Source organism: Methylobacterium symbioticum (genome assembly GCF_902141845.1).
In the GTDB taxonomy this organism is placed as follows: Bacteria; Pseudomonadota; Alphaproteobacteria; order Rhizobiales; family Beijerinckiaceae; genus Methylobacterium; species Methylobacterium symbioticum.
Map to the genome: position 1 here is coordinate 49,500 of NZ_CABFPH010000019.1, position 21,788 is coordinate 71,287.

The window sequence follows — 21,788 nt, forward strand, 5'->3', positions numbered from 1 at the left end:
ATGGGTCGATCAAGTCAGGTGCCGAAGAGCCCGAGGCGCGCGGCGGTCTGCACGCAGAAGCTCGTCGCAAATGAGAGCAGCGCGCCGTCCCAGGCGGTCGAATGCCTAGGTCCGAAGGGTGGGCCAGCGGTCATGAGCGCCACGCCGAGCCAGACGAAGCCTGCGAGGTTGAGCAGCGCGGCCAGGGCCCAGGGAGCGACTGCGGCTGGCAGGAATGCTGCAACGCCAACGCACAGGGCGGTGGACATGAGACAGTCCGTGAGCACCATCTGGTTTGCGCTTGGCCGCGGCTCGATCTGCGGCGGGAACCGCAGCCTGGGTAAGCGCCAGGACCCGCGCTTCAGGTGGAAAGTCGCCATCCGGCCCTCCCGATGTCAGTTCGGACGGGGCTGGGAGGCTGGCCCTGCGTGGGGCGAGCGGCGCGCAAAGGCGAGGGGGCGCCGGCGGGGCGTCTCGTCCGTCGATCGCGTCAATTCATCCCCGTCGAGTGCCTGCAGCGCAGCCAGCACCTCGTCGAGCGGCACCGGTTCCGCGCGGCAGCCCGGCAGGCAGCGCAGCGTCGGGCAAGACTCGACCGCCCGGGCGTCAGACGCCCATGAGGCTAGGATCGTCCGCTTCTCGGCCGTCGATAGGCTCGGATAGGCCAGAACCTCGCGTGGGTGCCGGAACACGTCGCCCGGCGCGATGAATGCCTCGAACGGATCCACGGCCGACGCTCTGAGCGTGGCAGTGGCCATGGGGCCGAGGCGTTCGATGGTTGTCTCGATCTGCTGCATGTGACCCTCCTCGGTTGAGCAAAGGTTCAGCAGCCGGCGCGACCCGCAGGTCCGCGCCGGCCGCCATGTCATGCGTTCAGTTGTTCCTCTCACTCTCTGTTCGAGGGAGGCTTCCGATCAGTGCGCCGTCGTTTGCGGCGTGCCGCCATTGATCGCGATGCGGCGGCCGCGCTCCGGCGCCTGGGCCGCGCGGGGCAGCGTCACGGTGAGCACCCCGTTCTTGAAGGAAGCCTCAGCCTTGTCCTCCTCGACCGCGAACGGCAGGGCCAGAACGCGCTCGAAGCGGCCGTAGGAGCGTTCTGTGTAGCCGCGCTCCTTGTCCGTCGTCTCGGCCCGCTTCTCGCCCCGCAGCGTCAGGACGCCATCGTCAATCGTGAGTTCGACGTCCTTCTCGTCGAGACCCGGCAGCTCGGCCGAGACACGCAACCCCTGGTCGGTCTCCACCATCTCGACGCTTGGCCAGCCAAGGCCGCGCATCGCCGGCGAGAGCGCTCCGCTGCCGAGGCCGCTGAACACGTCGTCGAACAGGCGGTTCATCTCGCGGTGAAGCGTCAGAAACGGGCTCACGGGCTCGTCCCGCATCCGGTTCGGCACGGGAGTGTTCGCGCTGCGGCTCCAGGGGATCAAATCTCTCACACTCATGGCTCTCGTCTCCATCAGCATGGTTGAATGCATGAGGCCTCCCGCGCGGGTCGGTGGGCCCGCGCGAGATACATGTCGTTCCTTGCCAGGGTTCAGGCGGCCTTATTCACCTCGCCCTCGATCTGGGTCGGGGCGTTGTCTTGCCCGACGGCGGCCTGTGTGCCGCCGATGGCGATGCGGCGGGGTTTCAGGGCCTCCGGCACCTCGCGCTTGAGATCCACGGTGAGCAGACCGTTCTCCAGGGCGGCCCCCGTGACCTTCACGTGCTCAGCCAGGTTGAAGGTCTGGCGGAAGGTGCGGGCGGCGATGCCGCGATGCAGGTACTGCCGCTCACCCTCCTGGCCCTTCTTGTGACCGGAGATGAGAAGCGCGGTGTCGTGCTGGGTGAGTTCGATCTCGTCCGGCGTGAAGCCGGCGACCGCCATGGTGATGCGGTACTCGTCCTCAGCCACCTTCTCGATGTTGTAGGGTGGCCAGGCGGCTGACGCTTCGGGCCGTTCGGCCTGCGTGAGAAGATCGAAGACGCGGTCAAACCCGACCGAGGAACGGAATAGGGGCGCAACGTCGTAGGTCCTCATAACCACATCCTCCGATGAGCAACGTGACTACAAGGGACGCCGGACACCGGGTGGCCGGCGCCCATGGGGCGAGCCCATCTCGGGCCTCGCACGCGCGTAACGTGGCACTCCGCGCCAGGTTCCAAGAGCTGTGATGAAATTTTTTAGCTCGCCTCGAACGATTGGTCGGATGGCGCGGGCGCTGGCATGTTGAGGGCCGAGCACCGCTGCCATGCCAGCGGCGCGAGAGGCTCCGCGACGTTCGGGAATCACCGCCTCGGCCCGCTGAGGCCTACCTTGATTCCGACCTCGCAGGCCGCCAGCAGCATCTCCAGCAGCGCCCCGGCCAGGGTGGATGCGATAGCCCCGCGACCACCGCGGACTCATCCAAACGCTACAATCCGAGGTTTACAGGGCAGCCGCTCCGTTTCGAGACGATCGGCGGGATGGGCTCGTCGATGGTGATCGCGGCCGAGGAGGTGGCAGGGCATGGCGACGTGCCGCTGATGGCTTCCGCCCGCCGCGTCCTAGGCGTGCTGTATGAGGATGGATGAGAACTCCATCGGCATTGGAGCCGGATTGCGATGCTCGCTGCGCTGCGCCTGTCGCTATGGGCTATCGCTGTGAGGCGCGGAGGTGGCATACGGAAGAGCCGCGTCGCAGGCACGACACGAGCGGCATCAAAGACTTCGTGAGGCTTTCGGCGCTGGCCGAGTATTCTGGCGCCCCAGCCAATCTTCAGATCTATAGTTATTTTCAGGGACTTAGCTTACTCAAGAGCGCTTCCCTGACCTGCGGGCCGTGACATCTCGAACGATCCCAGGTTCGCGCACATCGTTCCGCTCGTCTACCCGTGCGCCTAGCTCACTGGTGCATGTCAGCCTGCTGCTGCTCATGGTCGAACCGGAACACGCAAGCGCGGCGATCCCCCCGATCTGTTCGAGCAGGCTGATTGGCAAGATTGCTTTCCGGATCGTGTGGCCTGCTTGGGTATGCGGGAGTTGCGCAGCCAGATTCAGACTAAAGCCACGCCAAATTCGGCAAAAATCTCTGCTTATCTCGAGAATTCAGCAGTATGACCACCGAGATAGAGTCGACGATGCTCGAAATCAGTCCGTATTTCGACATCACTCAGCAGTCTACAAGCGCCAGTTGCCCTTCGCTCACGCAAAGATTTTTTTTCGCACTGGATGCACGTCCAGCAAGACTCCTGACCACGGTCCGGGCTTCCGCCCCGGTTCCGGGCGGGCAGTGAAGGCCTCAAAAGGTCGACGCAGGGCGTGATCGGCTATGATGGCGAGGCCGCCCTCGGCGATATGAGGCTGAGAGCGCGACGTCGTCATACCACCCAGCTGTGACGCTCGAGTCTCGTCGGCGGCAACCGGACGCGCGCTGTCGGTTGGCGCCTCGCTTCAAGGTGCCGAAGCGCGCCCAACAAGCCAATGCGGTTGACGTGCCTGATTTACATCAGACAGCAATCGAGATCCATTTACCGATCATATAGATCTGAGATAACCAAAAAAGCCCTCGCGTGAGTCCCTTCAGTACTGGCCACATGATTGGCCATACACGCCATCGATCAAATTCAGGCTGAGCAGGAACTCCGAGGTGAAGTGCGTGCGCACCACCGGTTCGAGAGTCGGTGCGCTGAACGGAAGCGCGGCCTCCGCGCGTCGCGCCGCGACCGCCTCCTCCAGGGAGACGGCCGTGAAACGGAAGCGCGATCCGGGCCGCATCTGCGCCAGACGGCCGAGATCGGGGCCGATCACCGTCGCGATCTTCGGATAGCCCCCGGTCGGCTGGCGGTCGGCCATCAGCACGATCGGGCGCCCGTCACCGGGCACCTGGATCGCACCCATGGCGATCCCGTCGGACACGATGTCATGGCCCTTGGCATGCCGCACGGCCGGCCCGTCGAGGAAGCAGGCCATGCGGTCGTTGCGGGTCGAGACCGTCCAGGAGGTCGCGAGAAAGGCGGCCAGCGCCTCGGCGTCGAAGTAATCCGCCTGCGGGCCGAGGAGGATCCGGACCCTGTCGAGGTCGCGGTCGAGCCAGGGCGCCGCGATCCGGCTCGGCGGCAGGGCCGTGATCGGGCGGGGCCGGACCGGCAGGCCGTCGCCCGCCTGCAGCGCCCGGCCGTCGAGGCCACCGATCCCGGAGCGGCTATGCGTGGCCGTGGAGCCGAGGACGGGCGGGACGGCGAGGTCGCCCGCCACGGCGAGGTAGCACCACGCGCCGGCGGCGCCCGCCCGCACCTTCAGCACTGCGCCGGGTTCCAGGGTCAGCGCCACGTTCGGGACGAGGGCCTGGCCGCCGAGGCTTACCGCGAAGGCGCCGCCCGCGACCGCGACGGTCAGGGGCGCCCCCTCGGCCGTGACCTCGATCCCGCCGAGCGAGACCTCGATGGCTGTGACCTCCGGACCCGATCCGACCGCACCGTTGGCCGTCGCATGCGCGAGGCGGTCCATCGGACCCGCGGCGGTGATGCCGTAGCGCAGGTATCCCTGCCGGCCCCCATCCTGAAGCGTCGTGCCCGGACCGACCGAGAGGATCCGCAGAACCGCCGTCCCGGACATCACGCGGCCTCCCGGCGGGCGACCACCTCGCCGCCCTCCGTGCGCCGTTCGAGCGCCCGGAAGGCGGCTGCGTCGACGGGCTCGAAGCGCAGGCTGTCCCCGGCCTGGATCAGGAAGGGCTCGGCACGCTCCGGCGCGTAGAGACGCTCGGGGGTGCGCCCGACGACGTACCAGCCGGTCGGCATCGGAAAGGTGCCGACCGCGCAGAGCCCGCCGCCGATCAGAATCGCGCCGGCCGGATGGGGCGGGCGCGGGGCAGGACGCCGCGGCACCGCAAGTGCCTCGGGCAGGCCGCCGAGATAGGCGAAGCCCGGCGCGAAGCCGTACATGTAGACCCGGTAGACGGCCCCCGCATGCTGGCGCAGCAGCGCGTCCGGCGCCAGGGCGAGCCGGTCGGCCGCCTCGTCGAGATCCTCGCCGAAGCCGGGCTCGTAGCAGCAGGGCAGCGTCCACAGGGTGCCCGCGCGGGCCTCCGCCCGCCCGGCCTCCAGCGCCGTCTCGACCGCCTCCACCAGGGCGGCGCGGCTGACCCGGAGGGGATCGTAGTGGATCATCAGCGAGCGGTAGGTCGGCACGCACTCGCGCAGGCCCTCGGGCGGGGCGGCGCGCAACGCCGCGTCCAGCGCAAGGACCCGGTCGTTCAGGGCCGGATCGACGCTCTGCCCGAATTCGACCACGAGGGCGGCCTCGCCGGCATCCAGGAAGCGCGGACCGGAGCGTTCCGCGACGGTGGGACCCAGGTCACTCGTGCCGCGAAGGCCTTGATCCAGATCCTGGCCCGCTTCAGGCACCGCCCGCGCGGTCCCGGCGGCGCCGAGCGCGTCCGGCATCGCCGCGTCGCCGCCGCGGCGGTCGGTTCCGAAGCCTTCGCCGAGATCGGCGTTCAGATCGACGGTCGTCATGGTGCCTCGCGGGATCGCCGAGGGATCTGCGTCAGGGAGGGGCGCGGGACCTTCGTGAGGGCCCGCGCCGCGATCGAGGCCGAAGGGGAGCCCGCCGTCAGGCGAGATCGTCCTGAGCGGTCTCCGGCAGGCAGCTCAAGGTCGCGAGCGCGATCGCCGCCGCACCGGCCAGGAGGAAGCCCGGCACCAGCAGGTTGCCCGTGGTGGCGAGCAGCCAGGTGGAGAGGTAGGGCGTCAGCCCGCCGCCGATCATGGCGCCGAGATTGATGGCGATCGCCATGCCGGTATAGCGCAGCGGCGTCGGGAACTGCTCCGAATAGGTCGGGTAGCCCACCGACTGGACGATCGGCATCGGCAGGACCGAGATCAGGAGCGCCAGGGCCGCGAGCCAGATGTTGTTCTGGGCCATCAGCAGCATCATCGGCACGACGAGGATGATGTAGGCGGTGAAGCCGATCCCCAGCACCTTGCGACGCCCCCAGCGGTCCGAGAGGCCGCCCCAGAAGGGCATCATCGTGGCGACGATCACGCCGATGGCGGCCATGATCCAGTAGACCTGCGTCTTGGGGTATCCGAGATGCGCAGTCAGGTAGAGGTTCATGAAGACGAGGCCGACCCAGTAGCCGACGTTCTGGCCGCCCGCGATCAGCACGACCTTGAGCACCGAGCCGAGTTGGGTGGCGAGCACGTCACGCACCGGCGCCTTGGGCGGCTGGCCCTTGGCGAGGAAGCGCCGGAAGGCGGGCGTCTCCTCCAAGTTGTGCCGCATCAGGCCCGAAAACACCACGAGCGGCAGCGCGAGCAGGAAGGGCACGCGCCAGCCCCATTCCGCCATCTGCGCCGGGGTGAGGCAGTAGGTGGTGATCCCGCACACGGTCGCCGCCAGGGCGCCGCCGAGCGCCACGCCCACCGGCGTGAAGGCGCCGAAGAAGCCGCGACGGCCGCGAGGCGCCGATTCGGCCACGAAGGCCGCCGAGCCCACGACCTCGCCGCAGGCAAAGAAGCCCTGCGCCAGCCGCGCCAGGACGAGGAGAGCCGGAGCGAGCAGTCCGACCTGTGCCGTGGTCGGCAGGAGGCCGATCGCGACGGTCGCCACGCCCATGCCGATGATGGTGGTGAGCAGGACGACCCTGCGCCCGAAGCGGTCGCCGAGCCGGCCGAGCAGGATCCCGCCCACGGGCCGGACCAGGAAGGCGCTACCGAAGACCGCCAGCGTCGAGAGCAGGGCCGCCGTCGGATCGCTGCTCGGGAAGAAGAGCGGGCCGAGGAAGGCCGCCATGAAACCGTAGACGCCGAACTCGTAATACTCGATCGCGGTTCCGGTGGCCGCCGCGACGGCAGCTCGCTTGCCGACGCGTTCGGGCGTCTCCGTCACGATGTCCGGTATAGCCAGATCGGCGATGTGCACGTTTTGCATGTCGGCCCCCTGAGTCGCAGTCATTCGAGAGGTGTTCCGGGCGGATCTCCTGATGAGCCCGAGCAATATCCTGATCCCGCCGCACCAGATCCGGCCGCCCTCGCAGCGAAGACGCTGCGATTGCACTCCGTCACCAGATTACCACTCCGAAACCATGTCCCTGCAAGACTGATCTTGCCAAGGATCATCAGAGTTCGTCGGCTTGCGCCGGGTGGATCTGCGCAACGATAAGCGATGCGCGGTGGGCGCATAGCGGCTCGTCCTTGCGCCTGAGCGATCAGAATTTTCGTGAATGGACGGGGCCCCTGCCGATCCCATGGGCAGGGCTGCCCGCTCCCGGTGCGACCTGCCTCCGACGGCCTCGGAGGAGCACCTCACGGATCCCCGTCGATCCACCAGGCAGAGACCCGGCTGGGCGCCCCGGCACCGCGTAGCCCAGAGAAAACGCAGCCGAATCAGGCCGATGCCGAGACAGGCGCGAGAGTGCCCACCTCTCCGAGCGGTTCGGACGCCGGGCGCGCGACCATGCGGAATCCTTCGTTCTCGGACGCGTTTTTTTGCGTTTTCGCCGCGCCGGGGGCGCCGCTACCGTCCGGGACGTCACCGCGGCCGATCGCGGTACGCAACGGAACGCGGGACGGGAGAGAGCAGTGAGCGGCGTGCAGGACGGCATCGGTCTGGCGGAGCGTCTGCGGGCAGTGAAGCCCTCGCCGACCATCGCCATCACCCAACTCGCGAACGAGCTGCGGCGGGCGGGCCGCGACATCGTCGGGCTCTCGCAGGGCGAGCCGGACTTCGACACGCCCGACCATATCCGCGCCGCCGCCAAGGCCGCCATCGACGCGGGTGCCACCCGCTACACCGATGTCGACGGAACGCCGGAGCTGAAACAGGCGATCGTGCGCAAGTTCCAGCGCGAGAACGGCCTCACCTACGAGCCCGGCGAGATCAGCGTCGGCACGGGCGGCAAGCAGGTCATCGCCAACGCCTTCTCGGCGACTCTCGATGCGGGCGACGAGGTCATCATCCCGGCCCCCTACTGGGTGTCCTATCCCGACATGGTGCGTCTCGCGGGCGGCACGCCCGTCACAGTGGCCTGCGGCGAGGCCGAGGGCTTCAAGATCGGGCCCGCCGCGCTCGAGGCGGCGATCACGCCCCGCACCCGCTGGCTCGTCCTGAATTCGCCCGGCAACCCGACCGGAAGCTGCTATTCCGCCGCCGAATTGAAGGCCCTCGCGGCGGTGCTGCTCCGCCACCCCCAGGTCGCGGTCCTCTCCGACGACATCTACGAGCACGTGCTCTACCAGTCCGAGGGCTTCGCCACGCTGGCCGCGATCGAGCCGCGGCTGCGGGAACGCATCCTCGTCTGCAACGGCGTCTCGAAGGCCTATGCGATGACCGGCTGGCGTATCGGTTACGCCGCCGGGCCGAAGCCCCTGATCCGGGCCATGGCGATGCTGCAATCGCAGAGCACCACCAATCCGAGCTCGGTCTCGCAGGCGGCGGCCGTTGCGGCGCTCGATGGCGGGCTCGACTTCCTGCGGGCGCGCAACGCCGTCTTCCGCGAGCGGCGCGACCTCTGCGTCGAGGCCTTCGAGGCGGCCGGGCTCCCCTGCCGGGTGCCGGAGGGCGCCTTCTACCTCTTCCCCTCCTGCGCCGGGCTGATCGGCCGCAAGCGCCCCGACGGGCGGGCCATCGCGAGCGATGTCGATGTCGCGACCTTCCTGCTGGAAGAGGTCGGCGTCGCCGTGGTGCCGGGCTCCGCCTTCGGCCTCGCACCCTTCTTCCGGATCTCGTTCGCCACGGCGACCGAGCGCCTGCGCACCGCCTGCGATCGCATCGCGTCGGCCTGCGCCGTCCTGCGCTGAACCGCATCACCCAAAGGAACGGATCATGGATCTCGGTATTCGAGGCCGCACCGCGCTCGTCCTCGGCGGCGGCGGCGGATTGGGCGGGGCGATCGGGCAGGCCCTCGCCCGAGAGGGCGCCCAGGTGGCGCTCGCCGACATCGACACGGACGCGGTGACCCGCGCGGCCGACGCCCTGCGTGCCTCCGGCGCCAAGGCGATCGGCCTGACCTGGGACCTCGCCGACCTCTCGGTCATCGGCGACCGGGTGGCCGAGGTCGAGCGCCAGCTCGGCCCGGTGGATATCCTCGTCAACAACACCGGTGGCCCGCCGCCGACCCCGGCCTCCGGCCAGGACCCGGCGCTGTGGGCGAAGAGCTTCCAGGCCATGGTGCTGTCGATCATCGCCCTGACCGACCGCGTCCTGCCGGGCATGCGGGAGCGCGGCTGGGGCCGCATCGTCACCAGCACCTCCTCGGGCGTGCTCGCGCCGATCCCGAATCTCGGCATCTCGAACGCCCTGCGCATGTCGCTGGTGGGCTGGTCGAAGACGCTCGCCCGCGAGGTCGCCCGCGACGGCATCACGGCCAACGTGATCGTGCCGGGCCGCATCGCCACCGACCGGATCCGCTTCCTCGACGAGGCGAAGGCGGCCCGCGAGGGGCGCAGCGTCGAGGCGGTCTCCGCCGAGAGCACGGGCGCGATCCCGGTCGGCCGCTACGGCCGGCCCGAGGAATATGCCGACGCGGTCGCGTTCCTGGCGAGCGCCCGGGCCGGCTACGTCACGGGCAGCGTGCTGCGCGTCGATGGCGGCCTGATCGCCGGGATCTGAAGACAGCGGGGGTCGGGCCCCGAAGCCCGGACTTCACCGATTGGAACGGGCTCGCCGAGCCCCTGCAGGAGAGAGACAGCCATGGCCACCGATGCCGAGATCCGGGACGTCCTGTCCCACGTCACCACCGCGACGATCACCACGATCCTGCTGAAGAAGGGCCTGCGCAACGTCTGGCTGCGCGGCACCCGGCCGCTGCGCCCGGGCCAGCCGCGCCTCGTCGGCCGCGCCTTCACCCTGCGCTTCGTCCCCGCCCGCGAGGACCTGGCGACGCCGGAATCCTGGTCCTCGCCGCGCTCGACCCGGGCCGCCATCGAGGCGATGCCCGAGGGCTGCATCGCGGTGGTCGACGCGATGGGCGTCACCGATGCGGGCATCTTCGGCGACATCCTCTGCGCCCGGATGCACAAGAAGGGCGTGACGGCCCTGATCACCGACGGCGTGGTGCGCGACGTCGCCGGCGTGCTCGGCACCAACCTGCCGGTCTGGTGCCAGGGCGCCGCGGCACCGCCCTCCGTCGCGGGGCTCACCTTCGTCGGCTGGCAGGAGCCGATCGCCTGCGGCGGCGTCGCCGTCTATCCGGATGACGTCATCGTGGTGGACGAGGACGGCGCCGTGCTGATCCCGGCGGCCCTCATCGACCACGTCCTGGCCACGGCCCCGGAGCAGGAGCGTCTGGAGGGCTGGATCATGCGCCAGGTCGAGGCGGGCGCCGCCCTGCCGGGCCTCTACCCGCCGAACGAGGAGAACAAGGCGCGCTACGCCACCGACACCGAAGCGGGCCGCTGAGGCCGCGCCCCGGCCGTCTCGCGCACGCAGGCGAGGAACAGGCCGATCGCCGGGGTGGTGCGCTGGGCGTAGCGCACCACCGCCTGGAGCGTCCGGTGGAAGACCAGCGGACCGAGATGCAGGATCCGCAGGCGGTCGGGATTCTCCGTCCAATGGCCGGCGAGCGGCACCACCGAGACGCCGAGCCCGCCCTGGACCATGCGCACGATCGCCTCGATCTCGTCGAGTTCGAGGATCTGGTCGGGCGCGATACCGTGCTGGTTCAAAAAGCCCGCGACCTGCCGTCCCGCGAAGGACGAGCGGTCGTAGCGGATGAAGGGATAGTTCGCGAGGATCTCCAGCGGATCGCTCTCGGCGACATAGGTCGGAGTGATCAGCGCGAACTCCTCGCGGACGAGATCCTCGGCATAGAGGTCCTTCTGCAAGGCGAAGGGGGGCTTCACCATCAGGGCGAGATCGATCTCCCCCGCATCGACCTGGTTGAGCAGCGTCAGCGACACGCCCGGCACCAGATGGATCCTGAGGGCGGGCGCCCGCTTCTGGAGCATCACCAGGGCGTCGGGCAGCAGGCCCGTCTGAGCGGTCGCGATGGCGCCGACCGTCAGCTCGCCCCTGAGCGAGACGCCGTCGCCGACCTCCATCATGCGCGCGAAGATGGCGAGCATCTCCTCGGCGTGAACCAGGGCCTTCTTGCCGTTCATGTTGAGGATCGCGGTGCGCCCAGTCCGATCGAACAGCCGGATGCCGAGTTCCGCCTCAAGGTTGCGGATCTGAGCGCTGACCGCGGACGGCGTCAGGCCGACCACCTGCCCGGCCGCGGCGAAGCTCCCGTGCCGCGCAACCGCAACGAATGTTTTCAACTCACGGAGCATGCGGATCCTTGTGCGGCTGGACGCGGGTTCCTTCCCGGTCATCCTACTCCAACCGCACGCGACTCTTGATACGGAATGCTGTCGGGAGCGCCTCGATTCGCTAGCACTGATCCTCTGCGGCCTTCGCATTCGACCGATCCGCTGCCGAGCGGCTCTTGCGATCCCAAAAGAGATCCGTCGTGCGCGAGAAGCCCGCACCGGATGCCAATGACCGCCCGCCCTCCCCTCGGTGCGGCGAGGACCGCCGAATTCAGCTCCCGACGCGCGCCACGCAGGTATCCTCGGTGATGCCGATGCCGGCACAGCGTCGGCGGATCCGCCCTGATGCGGAGCGATCAGGCAATGTCGGCCTCCGAGCCCGCGAACTGCAGCTCGGTGCGCGCGTAAGCCTCGGCGATCTCGTCGCGGATGGCCCCCGCGCTGACGCCAATCGATGGACAGGGCGGAGGAGATCGGCGCTCCCCGGCACCGGCCGACCCATCATCCCGGCAGCTCAACGTCGTATTGTGCTCGCCCTCCAGCACTCTCCGGAATTCCATTCGGAGGATAGATCATCGGATCTTTTCAATCGACAGTCGATGACTGCCGAACACGTCGCTTCGGAGATGATGCGCCGGAGAGATTCCGTCCCACGCCTGATGGAGGAGCGATGCACATGGATTGATGCGTCAGCCCACGCCCTACACCGCCGCACGATACCGGATCGTCGGCGGAGCGCCGGTTTCGAGCAGTCGAGCGAGCTTCTCGAGCGCCGCTCGAAGCGATTCCTGATCCGGCGCCGCGTTGACGCAGACCCGGACGCTATCGCTCTGGTGCAGTGATGCGACCTCGAACAGGCCGATCGGCGTGACCCCCACCCCGATCTCCTCGGCAGCCTGGGTATAGGCTTCCGAGGACCAGCCGTTCCTCAGCTTCAGACAGAAGTAATAGGCGTTCGGGTGCGTCATGACCGCCTGCCCCGGCAGCAGGGCGGAAACGAGCGCCTGCCGCTCCGCGGTCTCGACCCGCATCCCTGCAACGACCTGATCGATCTGGGGCGACGCCAGCAGGCGTGTCGCCCATTCCGCATTGAACGGCGAGGCCATCAGCGTGCTCGCGCGCAGGGCGATCCCGAAGGCGTAGACCAGATGCCTCGGCACCCGCATGAACCCGATGCGCAGCCCGGGCCCCGCGAGCTTCGACAAGCTCGAGATATGCACCACCCGCTCCGGCGCGGAGGCGGCAATCGGGCGTAGCGGCGGGTCGGTCAGGAAGCCGTAGACGTCGTCCTCGACGATCAGGACGTCATGGCGGGCGCAGACCTCGGCCACCTCCCGCCGCCGCTCCTCCGACATCGTGGCGGTGGTCGGGTTGTGCAGCGTCGGCGTGCAGACCAGAACCTTCGCTCCCGTTCGGCGGCAGAGCACGTCGAGGTATTCCGGCACGATGCCTTCGCGGTCCATGCGAACGCCGACCAGCGAGCGCCCGAGCATGCCGGCCGCGGACTTCAGCCCGTAGAAGCACAGCTCTTCTGCCAGGACGGCATCGCCCGGATGCGTCAGCGCCATGAGCGAGAGCAGCAAGCCGTGCTGGCCGCCGCAGGTGACCAGCACGTCGTCGGCTTCCGCCGGGATCCCGAAGCGCGTGAGCCATTGCGCGGCGACGGCCCGATGCCTGTGGAGACCGATATCGACCTGGCTCGCGAGCAGGGCTCCCACATCGACGGGACCGCTGAGTTCGGGGCGGATCAGAGCCAGCGCGGGGTGGCGCATGGCATGTACCGGGAAGTTGTGGGACAGGTCGATGAAGGTCTGGCGCGGGACCTGCTCCCGAAGCGATACCGGCCCGTCCGGGTCCTGCATGGGGTTGAGGAAGGTGCCGCGGCCGACCTCGCCCCGGGCAAGGCCGGTCCGCTGCATCTCGGCATAGGCCCGGCTGATCGTCCCGATGTTGAGCGAGAGCCAGGCAGCCAGATCGCGCTGCGGCGGCAACCTGTCGCCCGGCCGCAGGGCGCCGGCCCGCAGCGCGATCTCGACCGCGCCGACGATGGCCAGGTAGCGGGGCCCTGCCGTCCGCTCGACGGCATCCGTCCATCCGGGTCGCGTCATTGTTGCACCGATTGTCTCATACATTGTCTCGATCCGACCCGAGCGGCGACCGAAATTCGAGCGCGATGCCGACGATATCCGCGCGCCAGATCCGACAATATCCCCTAGCTTGACCATGACAAAGCGGCCCACGGATCTGGGTCTGGGACATGACGCGGGCCATGCCCGCGCAACGGAGATCGCGGTGCAGCAGCCTCAACCAGCCCCGTCAGCCATGGTGTTCCACATGGTGCCCGGAGGACCGCGGCCGGTCGCGCCCTTCAGCCACGCCGTCGAGGTCGACGGCTTCGTCTTCGTCACGGGGCAGATGCCCGACACGCCCGACAGCCCGGGCACGCTGCCGGACGGCATCGAGGCGCAGACCCGCAACGTGATGGCCAACCTCGAGACGGTCCTCGCCGGGCTCGGCCTGGGACTGGAGCACGTCGTCGTCGCGCGGGCGTTCCTGACAGAATTCAAGCGCGATTACGCGGCCTTCAACGCGACCTACAAGTCCTTCTTCCCGCACGACCGGCTGCCGGCGCGAACCTGCGTGGGGACGACGGGGCTCGCCTACGACGCCCTGGTCGAGATCGATCTGGTCGCCCGCCGGGGCGCGGCGCCCCCCCTTCCGTCGAACGCGCAGGAGGATTGAGCCATGTCTTCGGGCCTGAACAGGATCATCGGCATCGCCGCCGTTGCGGCGACACTGAGCCTCGGGGCATCGCTGTCTCGTGCGGCGAGCCTCGACGAGATCAAGACCAAGGGCACCATGGTCGTCGCGACCGAGGACAGCTACAAGCCGTTCGAATACGTCGAGAACGGCAAGCCGATGGGCCTCGACCACGACCTTCTCGCGCTGCTGCGCAAGGAGGCGCCGTTCAAGATCGACCAGCAGATCATCCCCTGGACGGGGCTTCTGGCCGGCGTGGCGACCGGAAAGTACGACGTGGCGCTGACGGCCGCCGTCATCACGCCCGAGCGTATCCAGAGCCTCGCCTTCACGATGCCGATCGCCGAGGCCACGCAGTATTACGTGGTCCGCGCCGACGAAACCCGGATCAAGGGCGTGCCCGACCTGGCCGGCAAGACGGTCGGCGTGCAGTCGGGCGGTGCGTCCTACGCGGCGCTTGCCGATCTCGAGCCCACGCTCGCGAAGACCGGCGGCAAGCTCGGCAAGGTGGTGCAGTACACGTCGCTGCCGGAGGCCTACCAGGACCTCGCCAACGGCCGGCTCGACTACGTGATCAACGGCGTCGTCAACCTCGTGAGCCTGACGAAGGATCAGCCCAAGCGCTTCAAGATGGGCGAGGCGGTCGGCGCGCCGACCTATGCGGCCTGGGCCGTGGCGAAGGGGAACGACAGCCTCCTGGCCTATCTCGATCGGTTCATGGCCAAGGTCCGGGCGAGCGGGGAACTCTACGCCCTGCAGGAGAAATGGCTGGGCCGCACCTTCAAGGACATGCCGGCCGCGCCGACGAAGTAGCCGGAGAACGCGGGACGACGGATCGCGACGCGGAGGTGACGCCCATGACGTGGCCCGCGCTACGCACCATCCTTGACGGTGCGGTCGTGACCGCCGCGCTGGCGGCGGTCAGCATCCTGCTCAGCCTGCCCCTGGGGCTGCTGCTCGCGCTCCTTCGCTGGCGCCGCATTCCCATGGTCGCAGGCGTCCTCGCCGCCTTCGTCAGTGTCGTGCGGGCGACGCCCTTCGTGACGCTGGTCCTGTTCGTCTTCTTCATCCTGCCTTCGGCCGGACTGGAGCTCGAACCGGTTCCGGCTGCGATCCTGGCGCTCACGCTGAACACGGCGGCGTTCAGCAGCGAGATCTGGCGCTCGGCCCTCCAGACGTTCCCGCGCGACCAACTCGAGGCGGCCACCGCCTTCGGCCTGTCGGAGCGCGCGACCTTCACCCGCATCGTCTTCCCGCAGATCTGGCGGGCCAATCTCGGCCCGCTGGTCAGCGAGGTCACGATCCTTTTGAAATGCACCCCGGCCGTGGCGGTCATCGGCGTCGTCGAGATCACCCGCGCGGCCGGCCGGGTCGGCGCGGAGACCTACGAGCCGTTGCCTCCGTTCCTCGTCGCGACGCTCATCTACACCGCGCTGATCGCGACCCTCGTGCGGGGCCAACGTGTCGTCGAGCGCAGGATCGCCCGGCGCTTCGGATGGGTGCGTCCATGAGCGGGTTGCTGGTCGTCTGGGAAAGCCGGGACGTCTTCCTGTGGGGGGCCGCCAACACCCTGTCCCTCGTGCTGAGCTGTCTCCTGCTCAGCATCCCACTCGGGATCCTGAGCGCCATCGTCCTCACGGAGGCGACGGCACCGCTGCGCCGCCTGCTCGCGGAAGTCGTCGACCTCCTGCGCTGCGTGCCGTTCCTGCTGCTCGCCTACGTGATCTATTATGGTCTGCCGGAGATCGGCCTCAGACTCGATCCCTGGTGGGCCGGGCTGGTGTCGCTGACGGTCTACACGACGGCGTATCTCGCGGAGATCTTCCGGGCTGCCTTCCTCGCCGTCGCGAGGGACAACATCGAGGCCGCGCACGCCTTCGGCCTGTCCCGCCTCCTGCTCTACCGGCGCATCATCCTGCCGCAGGTCGCCATCATGGCCGCGCCGGTGATCGGGAATCAGGTCATCACGACCATTCGCGACAGCGCGCTCCTCATGATCATCACGGTGCAGGAGCTCACCTTCGCTGCCAACTTCGTCAGCGCAAATCACTTCACGCCGTTCGCACCGTTCGCCGCAGCGATCAGCCTCTACCTGCTCATGTCGTTCGCGGTCGAGGAAGGCGTTCGCCGCATGGAGAGGATCAGGACGGTGCGGTATGGCTGAGATCGACGCCGCCATCTCGGTGCGGGGCGTGTGCAAGGATTTCGATGGGTTCGAGGTCCTGCGCGACATCGACCTCGACCTCGCGCCCGGCACGACGACCTGCATCCTGGGGCCGAGCGGGTCGGGCAAATCGACCTTCCTGCGCTGCCTCAACTGGCTGGAGGAGCCGAGCGCGGGCTCGATCCGCATCGACGGCACGCTCATCGGGCGGAGCGGTGAGGGCAAGGCCGCAAGACCGATGGCACGGCGCGAACTGGCGCGCGCGCGAACCAGCATTGCCATGGTGTTCCAGCACTTCGCGCTCTGGCCGCACCTGACGGTTCTCGGCAACGTGATCGAGGCGCCGGTCCATGTCGTCGGCCGCCCGAGGCGGCAGGCCGAAGAGGAGGGCCGCGCCATCCTGGCGCGGGTTGGCCTCGCCGAGAAGGCTGACGCCTACCCGCACACGCTGTCCGGCGGTCAGAAGCAGCGCGTTGCGATCAGCCGTGCCCTCGCCATGAAACCGAAGGTCATCCTGTTCGACGAGCCGACCAGCGCCCTTGATCCCGAGATGGTCGGAGAGGTGCTCGGCGTCATTCGAGAGCTTGCAAAGGAGGGGCTGACCATGGTTGTCGTGACCCACGAGATGGGCTTTGCGCGCGACGTCGCCGACACCATCGTGTTCATGGATGGGGGCCGCATCCGGGAGGTTGCGACGCCGACCGCCTTCTTCACCAATCCCCAGTCCGACCGGGCCCAGCGCTTCATCCGTCGCCACGGATAGATCACACTCGACGTTGCCGTCTCGCGGAAGTCATCCTCACAGAAGGCTCGCAACCCCTCATTCGGCGGGCATTCCGCTGCCGACCCAACAGGGCCGTTCGGGGCGAGGGGCAGGTACGGGAGCTTGACCGTGACGGCACGCTCGTGACCCACGAGATGAGGGAGCGGCGGCCTCTGACGGCTGCCAAGGGCGACACCACAATGACGCCCATGCCTGCCCGACGCGGGCTATCAGATCCTTGCGGATAGAGGGCCGACCGAGCGCAGCAGCGACATCTGACAGCTCAACTCTCTCGGCTCACGCGACGGACAAGCTTTGCCCTGAAATAAGCCACCCCGAAAATCTGGCATGAATCAAAAAGCGCGATCCGCCTATGCGATATTGAAATAAAAGTAATCGCCGTTGCATGCACTTGGCAGATGCTCGTCCCCAGAACTTCTTCGAACGCTCGACATCAAATCACATAGAGAATTTGCGCTTACCTTGAATGAAAGCTGCAACTCCCCCGGCACTGTCAAATCCAATATCACCGCGTCAGCGTCTGCATCCGAGCGGTGGGACATGGCTTCGACTTCGAACGTGTGCTGAGACAGCCTTTCGCCCCGAGCGTTCGCGGCTCGGCACCCGGGCCAGGGCCTCGGGCAGCGCGCTGATCCCCTGCAGGCGGCGACGCCCCGGTCCGGCCGCTCACCAGAGCAGCGCGTGCGGGTAATAGGCCAGGGCCTGCCCGACCGAGACCTCGGTGACGTCGTCGGGCAGTTCCACCAGCCCGTCGCTGCCGGTGAGCGAGGTCAGGATCCCGGCCCCGTCGCGGGGAAACTTCCGCGCCGCGATGAGGCCGTCGGCGCCGCGCACGAGGATGACCCGCACGAATTCGCGGCGGCCCGCTTTCTTGCGGTAGGCGAAGTCGGAGCGCACCGGCCAGGGCGTGGGCAGGTCGGGGCTCGCGCCGCCGAGGCGGGCGAGAAGCGGGCGCACCACGAAGAGCAGGGTCACGTAGACGGCGACTGGGTTGCCCGGCAGCCCGACGAAAGGCGTGCCTCCGACAAGCCCGACCGCCACCGGCCGGCCCGGCTTGATCGCGAGACGCCAGAGCATCAGCCGGCCCTGCGCCTCGACCGCTCCCTTCACGTGGTCCTCCTCGCCGGTCGAGACGCCGCCCGAGGTCAGGATCAGATCATGGCTGCGCGCGGCCTCGGCGAGGCGTCCGGCGAGATGCGCGGGCTCGTCGCGCAGGATGCCGAGATCCTCCACCACGACACCGAGCCGGGTGAGGAGGGCGGCCAGCAGCACCCGGTTCGAATCGTGGATCGCCCCGGGCCGCAAGGGGGTGCCGGGCTCCGCCAGCTCGTCGCCGGTGGAGAACAGGGCGACGCGCAGGCGCCGCCGCACGGCGAGGCTCCCGTGCCCCGTCGCGGCGGCAAGGGCGAGGTCCTGCGGGCGCAGGCGCCGGCCGGCGGGAATCGCGAGGGCGCCGCGGGCCAGATCCTCGCCGGCCGGCCGGGCATTCGCCCCCGGCGTCAGCCCCGGCGGCAGGGCGACCGTCCCGCGCTCGGCGCGCACGTCCTCCTGCATGAAGACCGTGTCGGCCCCCGGTGGCATCGGCGCACCGGTGAAGATGCGGATAGCGCCCCCGGCCACCCCCTCCCCCGCCGCGGCGCCGGCGGTGAGGCGGCCGCTCACGGGCAGCACGGTCTCGGCACCCTCGGCGAGGTCGGCATGGCGCACGGCGTAGCCGTCGACCGCGGAATTGGCGAAGGGCGGCAGATCGTGGCCCGCGACGACGTCCTCGGCCGCGATGCGGCCGTCCGCCTCATGCAGCGGCACGGTCTCGATTCCGGCGAGCACCGGCATGCGTTCGGCGATGAGGGCAAGCGCCTCCTCGATCCGCATGGGTCTCGCCCCGAAGGCGAAGCAGTCGTCGGTGAGCTGTGCCATGGCTCAGGGGTTCTCCAGCCTCGCGAGGACCGCGTCGAGGGGCTCGGCATGGGCGAGGACGAGATCGGCGACCGCCTCGACGTCGTCGAGGGGCACGACGGGGCGGCCGGCTTCCGGGAAGGGCCGGTCGCTGGCGATGGCGACGATGCGGGGATCCTCCGGATGCAGCGGGGGCCGCCCGTTGGCGGCGCGGAACACTTCGAGCTTGGGATGCGCCGACCGCTTGAAGCCTTCGACCAGGGCGAGCCCCTCCGGCGCGAGACGGCGCAGCAACTCGGGCAGACGGGCCTCCTCGCCCGCCCCGATCTCGCGGATCTGCGCCCAGCGGCGGGCGGAGGAGACGATCACCTCGCTCGCCCCCGCCTGCCGGTGGACGTGCGAATCCTTGCCGGGCTGGTCGATGTCGAAGGCGTGGTGGGCATGTTTGAGGGTCGCGACCCGCACGCCGCGCGCAACCAGGAGCGGGATCAGCCGGGCGAGCAGGGTGGTCTTGCCCGCCCCGCTCCAGCCGGCCAGGCCGATGACGCGCAGGCCGCTCATGCCGGGCCTCCGGGCCGGAAGCCGAGGCCGCGGAGCGCCGCCGCAGTCTCGGGGGCGGCGAGGAGGTCGAGGAACGCGGCGAGGGCCGGCCTGTCACGGTCGGCCTCCCGGTAGGCGAGGTCGTAATGCTCCTCGGTGACCGGCAGGATGCCGAGCCCGTAGGCCTCGGCGACGCTCGCGATGGCGACGCCCCAATCGGCCCGCCCCTGCGCCACCGCTGCGGCCACGGCGTTGTGCGAGCGTGGCTGGTTCCAGAACCCGGCCGGCCTGGCCCCGCTCAGAAGACCGTCGATGAGCAGGCGGGTGCCGGAGCCCGCGTTGCGGTTGACCATCACCGCGCCGGGGTCGGCGAGCGCCGCGGCGACGGCGCGCGCGGCATCCCGGCCCTCGAAGCGCGGATCACCGGCGCGGAAGACCACGCCCTGCAGCCGCCGCCAACCCGGCGCCAGAACCATGCCGGGGGCGAGGAACGGCGCGTTGTAGCGGCCGGCCTCGGGGTCGAAGAGATGCAGGGCGGCGAGGTCGCACTCGCCCCGGCGCAGGGCCGCGAGGCCGCCGCTCGATCCGACCCACATGGTCCGGGCGCGATAGCCCCGCTCCGCCAGCAGGCCGACCACCCGATCGAGGCCGATGCAATGGCTGCCGACGATCGTCAGGTCCGGCGGCCGGACGCCGGCACCGAGGCGCGTCACAGACACGGTCTCGCCCGCCTCCATGCCCGAGCGCGCGGCCGGCACCGCGAAGAAGCCGTCGGCCTGCGAGAAGGCGGTGACGGAGCCCGAGCCCTTCGCCAGCGGCAGAGCCGCCAACCCCTGCGGCCCATGCGCAAGGGCGGCCATCACGAACTCGGTGCGTCCGAGTTCCGAGGGGATACGCTGCGGAAGCACGGCCGCGACCGTGTCCTCCTCGCGCGGCGGCAGGCCGGCGAGCGCCCGCACCAGGGGCACCACGAATTCGTGGCAGGTGAACATCGCGGAGGTCGGGAAGCCCGGCAGCACGACCACCGGGGTGCCCTGGGCCACCGCGAGGCAGAGGGGCTTGCCCGGCTTCAGGGCGACGCCGTGGACGAGGATGCCGGGCTCGCCGAGGCGGCTGAGGATGCGGTGCGAGACGTCGCCCACCCCCTTCGAGGTGCCACCCGACAGGACGACGAGGTCGTGGCGCGCGAGCGCCTCGCGCAAGGCGGCCTCCAGGGTCGCCTCGTCGTCGCGCAGGATGCCGAGGCGCACCGGCTCGCCGCCGTTCTCCGTGACGGAGGCCGCGACAATGGCGCCGTTCGAATCGTAGATCGCGCCGGGGCGCAGCGGCTCGCCGGGCGCCACCAGCTCGTCGCCCGTCGAGAGCACCGCGACCTTCGGGCGCCTCACCACCGGAACCCGGGCCAGGCCGCAGGCCGCGAGCATGCCGATCTCGCGGGCGGAGATCACCGCGCCCCGGCGCAGGACCGTCTCGCCCGAGGCCATGTCGGCGCCGGCATAGCCCACGGACTGCCCGGGCCGGACGGGCGCCAGCACCGTGACCGCCTCGCCCTCGAACTCGGTCTGCTCGACCATCACCACCGCGTCGGCCCCGCGCGGGATCACACCGCCCGTGGCGATCGGCGTCGCGGTGCCGGCCTCCACCGTCAGGCCCGGCGCCACGCCACAGGCCAGGATCTCGCGGTTGAGGACGAGCCGCCTCGGATCGGCCGGGCCGGCGCCCTCCGTGTCGGCGGCCCGCAGGGCGAAGCCGTCGACCAGGGCCCGGTCGAAGGGCGGCACGTCGATCGGCGAGGCGAGATCGCGGGCGAGCACCCGGCCGAGGCTGTCGGCGACGGGCACGCTCTCGGCCGGCAGCGCAGCGTGCGGCACGGCGGCCCGGAAGGCGGCGTGCGCCTGCTCCCGGCTCAGCACGGTCAGGAACTGCTCCTGCCGCGCGGCCGCGGCGAGCCGCGTGGCGAAGGCGCTCGGTGTCTCGGAACTCACAACGGCCAGACCTCGACCTGCTCGCCCGCGGGATAGCCCTCGCGCTCGGGCGCGACCAGGACGAATCCGGTCGCCTGGGTCAACCGGCGAAGCGGAAGCTCGGCTCCGCCGAGGGGCTCCGCCCCCGCCGCGCCGACGCGGACGAAGACGATCTCGGCGAGCCCGATCAGGGAGGCGATCTTCCGGGTCAGCGGCGCGCGGGCGGCGCTGCCCGTCGGCGTGCCGGCAAGCCGCGCGATGAGCGGCGCGCCGAGCGCCAGGAAGGCTGCGAGCATGGCGTCGGCCCGTCCCGGCAGCAGCAGGACCGGGCGTCCCGCCGCCTCTCCGATCGCGGCGGTCTCGCCGGGCCGCAGGGCGATCCCGTGGGCGATGAGCCGCCCGGCCCGGTCCAGGGCCTCCGCGCCCCGGTCCGTCCGGCCGAAGCCGCTGCCGCCGAGGAGCAGCACCGCGTCGGTCCCGGCCGCGCGGAT

The 21,788-nt window shown here is 69.7% G+C and carries 21 protein-coding genes; 8 read left to right on the top strand and 13 right to left on the bottom strand.

Annotated features, from left to right (window positions below; translation table 11 throughout):
• Positions 1–14: 14 nt before the first annotated feature.
• The 7 genes from MET9862_RS09180 to MET9862_RS09210 form a co-directional block, all read right to left on the bottom strand.
• A complete protein-coding gene (locus tag MET9862_RS09180) occupies positions 15–359 on the bottom strand; it encodes a hypothetical protein (RefSeq protein WP_142582702.1) in 345 nt (114 codons plus the stop codon).
• Between the two features lie 15 nt (positions 360–374).
• Positions 375–776 (bottom strand): hypothetical protein, encoded by a 402-nt coding sequence (locus MET9862_RS09185; RefSeq protein WP_142582703.1) that lies wholly within the window; start codon positions 774–776, stop codon positions 375–377.
• 117 nt (positions 777–893) lie between these two features.
• Entirely contained in the window at positions 894–1,418 is a 525-nt protein-coding gene (locus MET9862_RS09190) for an Hsp20/alpha crystallin family protein (RefSeq protein WP_142582704.1), read from the bottom strand.
• Between the two features lie 92 nt (positions 1,419–1,510).
• Positions 1,511–1,996 carry an Hsp20 family protein gene (locus tag MET9862_RS09195; protein ID WP_142582705.1) on the bottom strand — a complete coding sequence of 162 codons (486 nt, stop codon included), beginning with the start codon at positions 1,994–1,996 and terminating at the stop codon, positions 1,511–1,513.
• A gap of 1,520 nt (positions 1,997–3,516) precedes the next feature.
• Entirely contained in the window at positions 3,517–4,551 is a 1,035-nt protein-coding gene (locus MET9862_RS09200; RefSeq protein WP_142582706.1) for a 5-oxoprolinase subunit C family protein, read from the bottom strand.
• Positions 4,551–5,453, bottom strand: coding sequence for a 5-oxoprolinase subunit B family protein (locus MET9862_RS09205; protein ID WP_306438898.1), 903 nt, complete (start codon positions 5,451–5,453; stop codon positions 4,551–4,553). Before MET9862_RS09205 ends, MET9862_RS09200 begins: the two co-directional genes overlap by 1 nt.
• A gap of 97 nt (positions 5,454–5,550) precedes the next feature.
• Positions 5,551–6,870 carry an MFS transporter gene (locus tag MET9862_RS09210; protein ID WP_142582707.1) on the bottom strand — a complete coding sequence of 440 codons (1,320 nt, stop codon included), beginning with the start codon at positions 6,868–6,870 and terminating at the stop codon, positions 5,551–5,553.
• A 650-nt stretch (positions 6,871–7,520) separates the two neighbouring features.
• On the opposite strand from MET9862_RS09210, the gene MET9862_RS09215 reads away from it, so the two are divergent.
• The 3 genes from MET9862_RS09215 (at position 7,521) to MET9862_RS09225 (ending at position 10,338) form a co-directional block, all read left to right on the top strand.
• Complete coding sequence (locus MET9862_RS09215; protein ID WP_438616606.1) at positions 7,521–8,738, top strand: pyridoxal phosphate-dependent aminotransferase; 1,218 nt, start codon at positions 7,521–7,523, stop codon at positions 8,736–8,738.
• Positions 8,739–8,763: 25 nt separating this feature from the next.
• Entirely contained in the window at positions 8,764–9,549 is a 786-nt protein-coding gene (locus tag MET9862_RS09220) for an SDR family oxidoreductase (RefSeq protein ID WP_142582708.1), read from the top strand.
• A gap of 81 nt (positions 9,550–9,630) precedes the next feature.
• Complete coding sequence (locus MET9862_RS09225) at positions 9,631–10,338, top strand: ribonuclease activity regulator RraA (protein WP_142582709.1); 708 nt, start codon at positions 9,631–9,633, stop codon at positions 10,336–10,338.
• Here the strand turns inward: MET9862_RS09225 and MET9862_RS09230 are convergent.
• Together MET9862_RS09230 and MET9862_RS09235 are read right to left on the bottom strand one after the other, a co-directional pair.
• A complete protein-coding gene (locus MET9862_RS09230; protein WP_142582710.1) occupies positions 10,308–11,210 on the bottom strand; it encodes a LysR family transcriptional regulator in 903 nt (300 codons plus the stop codon). The genes MET9862_RS09225 and MET9862_RS09230 overlap by 31 nt on opposite strands.
• Before the next feature lie 680 nt (positions 11,211–11,890).
• Entirely contained in the window at positions 11,891–13,297 is a 1,407-nt protein-coding gene (locus tag MET9862_RS09235) for an aminotransferase-like domain-containing protein (protein ID WP_142582711.1), read from the bottom strand.
• Between the two features lie 214 nt (positions 13,298–13,511).
• Between MET9862_RS09235 and MET9862_RS09240 the strand changes: the two genes are divergently transcribed.
• Genes MET9862_RS09240 through MET9862_RS09260 form a run of 5 tightly spaced genes read left to right on the top strand, consistent with a single transcriptional unit; the run spans position 13,512 to position 16,876 of the window.
• Positions 13,512–13,931: a RidA family protein gene (locus MET9862_RS09240; RefSeq protein WP_142582723.1), complete on the top strand. Its 420-nt coding sequence runs from the start codon at positions 13,512–13,514 to the stop codon at positions 13,929–13,931.
• A gap of 3 nt (positions 13,932–13,934) precedes the next feature.
• Positions 13,935–14,762, top strand: coding sequence for a transporter substrate-binding domain-containing protein (locus MET9862_RS09245; protein ID WP_142582712.1), 828 nt, complete (start codon positions 13,935–13,937; stop codon positions 14,760–14,762).
• 44 nt (positions 14,763–14,806) lie between these two features.
• Positions 14,807–15,460: an amino acid ABC transporter permease gene (locus MET9862_RS09250; protein WP_142582713.1), complete on the top strand. Its 654-nt coding sequence runs from the start codon at positions 14,807–14,809 to the stop codon at positions 15,458–15,460.
• The gene (locus tag MET9862_RS09255) at positions 15,457–16,113 is read left to right on the top strand and encodes an amino acid ABC transporter permease (RefSeq protein ID WP_142582714.1); all 657 of its coding nucleotides are present in this window, start codon (positions 15,457–15,459) and stop codon (positions 16,111–16,113) included. The genes MET9862_RS09250 and MET9862_RS09255 overlap by 4 nt, the downstream gene beginning before the upstream one ends.
• Entirely contained in the window at positions 16,106–16,876 is a 771-nt protein-coding gene (locus MET9862_RS09260; RefSeq protein WP_142582715.1) for an amino acid ABC transporter ATP-binding protein, read from the top strand. The genes MET9862_RS09255 and MET9862_RS09260 overlap by 8 nt, the downstream gene beginning before the upstream one ends.
• Positions 16,877–17,563: 687 nt before the next feature.
• On the opposite strand, the gene MET9862_RS09265 is transcribed toward MET9862_RS09260, so the two are convergent.
• The 4 genes from MET9862_RS09265 to MET9862_RS09280 all read right to left on the bottom strand — a co-directional run.
• Positions 17,564–18,814 (bottom strand): molybdopterin molybdotransferase MoeA, encoded by a 1,251-nt coding sequence (locus tag MET9862_RS09265; protein ID WP_142582716.1) that lies wholly within the window; start codon positions 18,812–18,814, stop codon positions 17,564–17,566.
• Positions 18,815–18,817: 3 nt separating this feature from the next.
• Positions 18,818–19,354, bottom strand: coding sequence for a molybdopterin-guanine dinucleotide biosynthesis protein B (gene mobB, locus MET9862_RS09270; protein WP_142582717.1), 537 nt, complete (start codon positions 19,352–19,354; stop codon positions 18,818–18,820).
• Positions 19,351–21,318 (bottom strand): molybdopterin biosynthesis protein, encoded by a 1,968-nt coding sequence (locus tag MET9862_RS09275; RefSeq protein WP_142582718.1) that lies wholly within the window; start codon positions 21,316–21,318, stop codon positions 19,351–19,353. Before MET9862_RS09275 ends, mobB begins: the two co-directional genes overlap by 4 nt.
• A partial coding sequence (locus MET9862_RS09280) for a molybdopterin-binding protein (protein ID WP_244612636.1) occupies positions 21,315–21,788 on the bottom strand: 474 nt, incomplete at its 5' end. The genes MET9862_RS09280 and MET9862_RS09275, both read right to left, overlap by 4 nt.

Bases quoted from the DNA above. Each gene is read 5' to 3' on its own strand.
- mobB (WP_142582717.1), bottom strand. From the start codon at position 19,354: ATGAGCGGCCTGCGCGTCATCGGCCTGGCCGGCTGGAGCGGGGCGGGC.
- MET9862_RS09205 (WP_306438898.1), bottom strand. From the start codon at position 5,453: ATGACGACCGTCGATCTGAACGCCGATCTCGGCGAAGGCTTCGGAACC.
- MET9862_RS09250 (WP_142582713.1), top strand. From the start codon at position 14,807: ATGACGTGGCCCGCGCTACGCACCATCCTTGACGGTGCGGTCGTGACC.
- MET9862_RS09240 (WP_142582723.1), top strand. From the start codon at position 13,512: ATGGTGTTCCACATGGTGCCCGGAGGACCGCGGCCGGTCGCGCCCTTC.
- MET9862_RS09245 (WP_142582712.1), top strand. From the start codon at position 13,935: ATGTCTTCGGGCCTGAACAGGATCATCGGCATCGCCGCCGTTGCGGCG.
- MET9862_RS09195 (WP_142582705.1), bottom strand. From the start codon at position 1,996: ATGAGGACCTACGACGTTGCGCCCCTATTCCGTTCCTCGGTCGGGTTT.
- MET9862_RS09260 (WP_142582715.1), top strand. From the start codon at position 16,106: ATGGCTGAGATCGACGCCGCCATCTCGGTGCGGGGCGTGTGCAAGGAT.
- MET9862_RS09220 (WP_142582708.1), top strand. From the start codon at position 8,764: ATGGATCTCGGTATTCGAGGCCGCACCGCGCTCGTCCTCGGCGGCGGC.
- MET9862_RS09210 (WP_142582707.1), bottom strand. From the start codon at position 6,870: ATGCAAAACGTGCACATCGCCGATCTGGCTATACCGGACATCGTGACG.
- MET9862_RS09200 (WP_142582706.1), bottom strand. From the start codon at position 4,551: ATGTCCGGGACGGCGGTTCTGCGGATCCTCTCGGTCGGTCCGGGCACG.
- MET9862_RS09230 (WP_142582710.1), bottom strand. From the start codon at position 11,210: ATGCTCCGTGAGTTGAAAACATTCGTTGCGGTTGCGCGGCACGGGAGC.
- MET9862_RS09180 (WP_142582702.1), bottom strand. From the start codon at position 359: ATGGCGACTTTCCACCTGAAGCGCGGGTCCTGGCGCTTACCCAGGCTG.
- MET9862_RS09265 (WP_142582716.1), bottom strand. From the start codon at position 18,814: ATGGCACAGCTCACCGACGACTGCTTCGCCTTCGGGGCGAGACCCATG.
- MET9862_RS09225 (WP_142582709.1), top strand. From the start codon at position 9,631: ATGGCCACCGATGCCGAGATCCGGGACGTCCTGTCCCACGTCACCACC.
- MET9862_RS09185 (WP_142582703.1), bottom strand. From the start codon at position 776: ATGCAGCAGATCGAGACAACCATCGAACGCCTCGGCCCCATGGCCACT.
- MET9862_RS09190 (WP_142582704.1), bottom strand. From the start codon at position 1,418: ATGAGTGTGAGAGATTTGATCCCCTGGAGCCGCAGCGCGAACACTCCC.
- MET9862_RS09235 (WP_142582711.1), bottom strand. From the start codon at position 13,297: ATGACGCGACCCGGATGGACGGATGCCGTCGAGCGGACGGCAGGGCCC.
- MET9862_RS09255 (WP_142582714.1), top strand. From the start codon at position 15,457: ATGAGCGGGTTGCTGGTCGTCTGGGAAAGCCGGGACGTCTTCCTGTGG.